The sequence below is a fragment of the Microcystis sp. T1-4 genome (assembly GCF_000297435.1).
Taxonomy (GTDB): domain Bacteria; phylum Cyanobacteriota; class Cyanobacteriia; order Cyanobacteriales; family Microcystaceae; genus Microcystis.
The window spans coordinates 1-4,550 of sequence record NZ_CAIP01000033.1 but is presented as its reverse complement, the minus strand read 5'-3'; the positions used below and the strand labels follow the sequence as shown (position 1 = coordinate 4,550).

General features: G+C 38.7%; 7 protein-coding genes. 5 read left to right on the top strand and 2 right to left on the bottom strand.

The features are described from left to right. The 5 genes from MICAI_RS22415 to MICAI_RS01825 all read left to right on the top strand — a co-directional run. A partial coding sequence (locus MICAI_RS22415; protein ID WP_157221707.1) for a HEAT repeat domain-containing protein occupies window positions 1–1,381 on the top strand: 1,381 nt, incomplete at its 5' end. Between the two features lie 132 nt (window positions 1,382–1,513). Next, window positions 1,514–1,792: a type II toxin-antitoxin system Phd/YefM family antitoxin gene (locus tag MICAI_RS01840; protein WP_008197006.1), complete on the top strand. Its 279-nt coding sequence runs from the start codon at window positions 1,514–1,516 to the stop codon at window positions 1,790–1,792. Continuing rightward, the gene (locus MICAI_RS01835; protein WP_008197003.1) at window positions 1,785–1,985 is read left to right on the top strand and encodes a DUF4926 domain-containing protein; all 201 of its coding nucleotides are present in this window, start codon (window positions 1,785–1,787) and stop codon (window positions 1,983–1,985) included. Before MICAI_RS01840 ends, MICAI_RS01835 begins: the two co-directional genes overlap by 8 nt. Before the next feature lie 84 nt (window positions 1,986–2,069). Continuing rightward, on the top strand, window positions 2,070–2,861 hold the full coding sequence (locus MICAI_RS01830; RefSeq protein ID WP_008197001.1) for a HEAT repeat domain-containing protein: 792 nt from the start codon (window positions 2,070–2,072) through the stop codon (window positions 2,859–2,861). 6 nt (window positions 2,862–2,867) lie between these two features. Further along, window positions 2,868–3,452, top strand: coding sequence for a HEAT repeat domain-containing protein (locus MICAI_RS01825; protein WP_008196999.1), 585 nt, complete (start codon window positions 2,868–2,870; stop codon window positions 3,450–3,452). 171 nt (window positions 3,453–3,623) lie between these two features. Here the strand turns inward: MICAI_RS01825 and MICAI_RS01820 are convergent, their stop codons facing one another. Beyond that, on the bottom strand, window positions 3,624–4,202 hold the full coding sequence (locus tag MICAI_RS01820; RefSeq protein ID WP_008196995.1) for an esterase/lipase family protein: 579 nt from the start codon (window positions 4,200–4,202) through the stop codon (window positions 3,624–3,626). A gap of 109 nt (window positions 4,203–4,311) precedes the next feature. After that, the coding region (locus MICAI_RS01815; RefSeq protein WP_039899457.1) for a DUF4164 family protein at window positions 4,312–4,550 on the bottom strand (239 nt) is incomplete at its 5' end.

Here is a 4,550-nt window from a genome sequence, read left to right as displayed (position 1 = left end):
TAAAATTGGCTCAGAAACAGCCATTCCGGGGTTACTCAAGGCTTTAGAACACTCTGATGATTATGTTCGTGTGTACGCAGCATACGCTTTGGGTAAGATTGGCTCGGAAGCAGCCATTCCGGGGTTACTCAAGGCTTTAGAAGACTCTAATGAGGATGTTCGTAGTAACGCAGCCGAGGCTTTGGGTAAAATTGGCTCAGAAACAGCCATTCCGGGATTACTCAAGGCTTTAAAAGACTCTGATTGGGATGTTTGTGAGGAGGCAGCCGAGGCTTTGGGTAAAATTGGCTCAGAAACAGCCATTCCGGGATTACTCAAAGCTTTAAAAGACTCTTATTTTTCTGTTCGTTGGAAGGCAGCCGCGGCTTTGGGTAAGATTGGTTCAGAAACAGCCATTCCGGGGTTACTCAAGGCTTTAGAAGACTCTGATAGGTTTGTTCGTAGTGACGCAGCCGAGGCTTTGGCTAAGATTGGCTCAGAAACAGCCATTGCGGAGTTACTCAAGGCTTTAGAACACTCTAATAGCGATGTTCGTGTGTACGCAGCCGAGGCTTTGGGTAATATTGGTTCAGAAACAGTCATTCCGGAGTTACTCAAGGCTTTAGAAGACTCTGATATTTATGTTCGTAGGAACGCAGCCGAGGCTTTGGGTAATATTGGCACAGAAACAGCGATGACTGAACTTATCAAATGCCTGAAAAATCCTGATTTTGTCACATTAAATAATGGCTATACTCTCTCTCAAGCTAGAGAAGCACTAGACACAATTCAAAACAAACTTAAATACTATCACCCCCTCTCCCAACCCATGAATCAACAAGTTTACATCTCCTATAACTGGCAAGAAGACAGCAACGAAATGGCTAATCAACTCGTCCAAGCTTTTGCCGCTAAAGGAATTGAGATTATTCGGGATAAAACCCACACCACCTATAAAGACTCCATCAAAAACTTTATGCGGCAAATTGGACAGGGGAAATGTGTCGTCGCCGTCATCAGCGATAGATACTTAAAATCAGAAAACTGTATGTTTGAATTAGTAGAAATTGCCAGAAATGGTGACTTTTATCAAAGAATATTCCCGATTATTTTACCAGATGCCAGAATTCATAAAGACTTCGAGCGCATAGACTACCTGAAATATTGGGAAGACGAAAAAGCAAAACTACAAGCCAAATACAAACAAATTGATTTAGCTAAAACTAATAGTATCCTAGAGACATTAAACTTATATGATGAAATCAGGGGCAATATTGATAATCTAACTAACATTCTTAAAGATATGAATACTCTCAATATCGACTTACACCGCCAATCGGAATTTGCAGTTATGATTCAAAAAGTAGAAACTAAACTTGCAGAGGATGGTCAAAATATTTAACTAAATCCCAGAATGATTGTTTTAAAAGATAAAGCCTAAAGGTGCTATTGCTGACTATACCCAATTTGTTCCCTGTAACTCATTTGACCGATAACTGCTATAATCATTAGTTGATAACTGTTAATTGCTGACATGACTAAATATCTAAACATTACTGAAACAGGACAAAAGCTGGTTGAATGGTCTGAGCAAATGACTGACGAACCTATTATTATTACCAAAGAAGGTCAACCCATTATGGTTGCCCTGAATTACGCTCAAATTGAATCTTGGTTGGAAACTCTTGATATTTTACAAGACAAAGAGTTTGCCGAAATCCTATCTGAAGCAATTCAACAGGATCAATCAGGACAAAGAATTACTTGGGAAGATGCTAAAAAACAACTCGGAATGAATAAAATAAATGACTAAACTCTATCAAGAAGTTTCTTTAAACTGCGACTTTCCAGAATATAATCTGAAAAAAGGAGACGTAGGAACTCTCGTTGATATTGTTCCCCATCCTACTGGAGGTGAAGAAGGTTATGTTTTAGAGATTTTTGATTCTGAGGGAGAATCAATTGATGTAGTTATACCAAATCCTGCTTATAAAGTACAGTTATAATCAGGGACAACTGAAGTCGTCACTACGAACAGGGGAAAAAGATTAAAAATACACTATACTTGATGTGATGAACCAAAGCAATCTATGATTCAAACACCTAGTTACACCCAAATAGCAATTAGCGCCATCGCTAAAAAATTAGATGACAAACGTCCCGAACTTCGCGCTAAAGCCGCAGAATCATTGGGAAAAATTGGAGAAGAAACTGCTATCCCAGCCTTAGCTAATCATTTAGATGACAGCCACATCAATGTTCGCTTAAAAGTCATCCAGGCTTTAGGGAAAATTAGCAGTGAAGTCGCTATCCCTAAATTAGTATCTACCCTCACCGATTCTAATCCTACTATCCGTACAGCAACAGCAGAAGCCCTCGGTCAAATTGGTGGAACTCAAGCCATTTTACATCTCATTGAATTATTAAACCACGATCCAGAACCATCTGTTCGTCTGTCCGCTGTACAATCTCTCGGAAAAACTTGCTCTGAAGATGCTGTTCCTCCCTTAGTTAATTCATTGAAAGATAAAGACATTCAAATAGTCTATTTTGCTGGACATGGGTTAGCACAAATTAACTCTGAAAAATCGATTAAGGCACTAATTAAAGCATTAGAAGAACCTAACGATAAAATTCGCAGTAGTGCAGCAGAAGCATTAGGACAAATTAGCTCTGAACAAACGATCAACTGTCTCATAAAAGCATTACAACAAGATCCATCTCCTGAAGTACGAACAAATGCGGCAAAATCCCTCGGAGAAATTGGTTTAGAAGAAGCTATTCCTGCCTTAATTAATGCTTTATCTGACGAAGAAGATAGTGTGCGTCTTAGTGCCACCGATGCTATAGGCAAAATCGGCTCAAATTACGCTAAAATCTAAGCTAGAATGACACTAAATCCTGAATATTTGCGGATAGTTATCGAAACTTTTTCTAAAAGGCTAAAACATCCGAATGCTCAAATGCGAATGAAAGCCGCTCAATGCCTTGGTAACATTGGCAATGAATCAATCATTCCTTTCCTATGTCAAGCATTAGAAGAAGAAAGCAATCTTGATGTCCAATTCTGCATTATGGATGCTATGATAGCAATCAACAGGTCAACCCCACAATCAGTCATGTCAGAAACTTCTCAAAGCAATAAATATAACATTGTTCAACCGCAAAACGTGCAGATTATTGAACAGGGTGATGGCATTATTCATAATTACGCCACACCCCAAAATTTAGCCGAAGCCGCCCAAGAAATCCAACAACTTATCAGCCAACTCACCCAAACTTATTCCACTAATACCGAAATTGAAAAACAAACTTTTGTCGCACAAGTTGACGCAGAAATCAAGAAAAATTCTCACCTAAGAAACATTTTAATCACGGGAGGAATTGAATTAATTAAAGTCCTCTGTCCTCCCCTCGGTATTCCCATTGAAATGGGTAAAAAATGGCTAGAAACTGCTAATTTAAGTGATTAAACCTAGAGGTTTAATAATCTTCTAATGATACAAATCCCGAAGTCCGCCGCTGATGCGTTTCATTTTTGAATTAGCACAATTATAACCATAAGTCAAGCTTTTTTGATGATAATTAACTTTTTTGTTGGTGATATTTTGACCTTGTTCTGGTATTGGAGACAACCAGTATTTCTATTCTAATAAAGTATCTTTAATTGTTGTTAAAACTTTGCTATCTTTGACCATCCAAGCATGGAGCAATACGGGAATCGAAATTTCTTTACCCACCGATAAACGGGAACTATGGGCAGGAAATATCATTAAATCGTAGGGAGTCCAGATAATTGTGGTTTTAATTTTATTTAAAATTTGTTGACAATCTTGATTTAAATCCTCTAGAAATTGACTCCCGGGCTGCATTTGTCTAATCCCATCTAAGGGTAAACTATACGCGGTTAACGTGCCTCGATTCGGTGCAGAAATATTTAGGTAACGTTGCACTCTTGCCACTCCTCCCAATCTTTGCAGGTAGTAGCGGGTAATTAATCCTCCCATACTAAACCCAATCAGATCTACTTTCTGCTCTTTAGCAAAGTTTTTCTCGATATAATTCTCCACTTGACCAGCTAAAACTTCTAACTTTTTGTAACCATGATTGGGAATTAGGTTAAAACTATGCACCTGCCAACCATGATAGTTTAAATACTCGCTCATCGGTTTAAAAACAGCAGTAGTGTCCAGAAAACCATGCACCAAAACAACGGGATTCATAGATGAGATTTTATCCTTGAATTCTGAATCTATTCTAACGAATGATCGGGGTAATGAGCGAAAAATTTTGGGGAAGAGCCTATCTACTAGGTACGGCTACCGGCAACTTCTAAGGATTAGGGAAAAAACCAAAAAGTTTAGCGGCACCTCCTAAAATAGCGACCACCAATGCTATCAGAATTCCTCGATTGGTGAATTCCTGATAGGCAACCCTTGCAGTTAATCCATTGATTTTTTCGTCTAAAGCTTTAATATCTCCCTTGAGTTCGGCCTGTCCTATTTCTACTTTAGTTAACCGGTCTTCTACCTTGTCAAATCTCTCATCAATACGGTTTTCCAGAGAGTCGA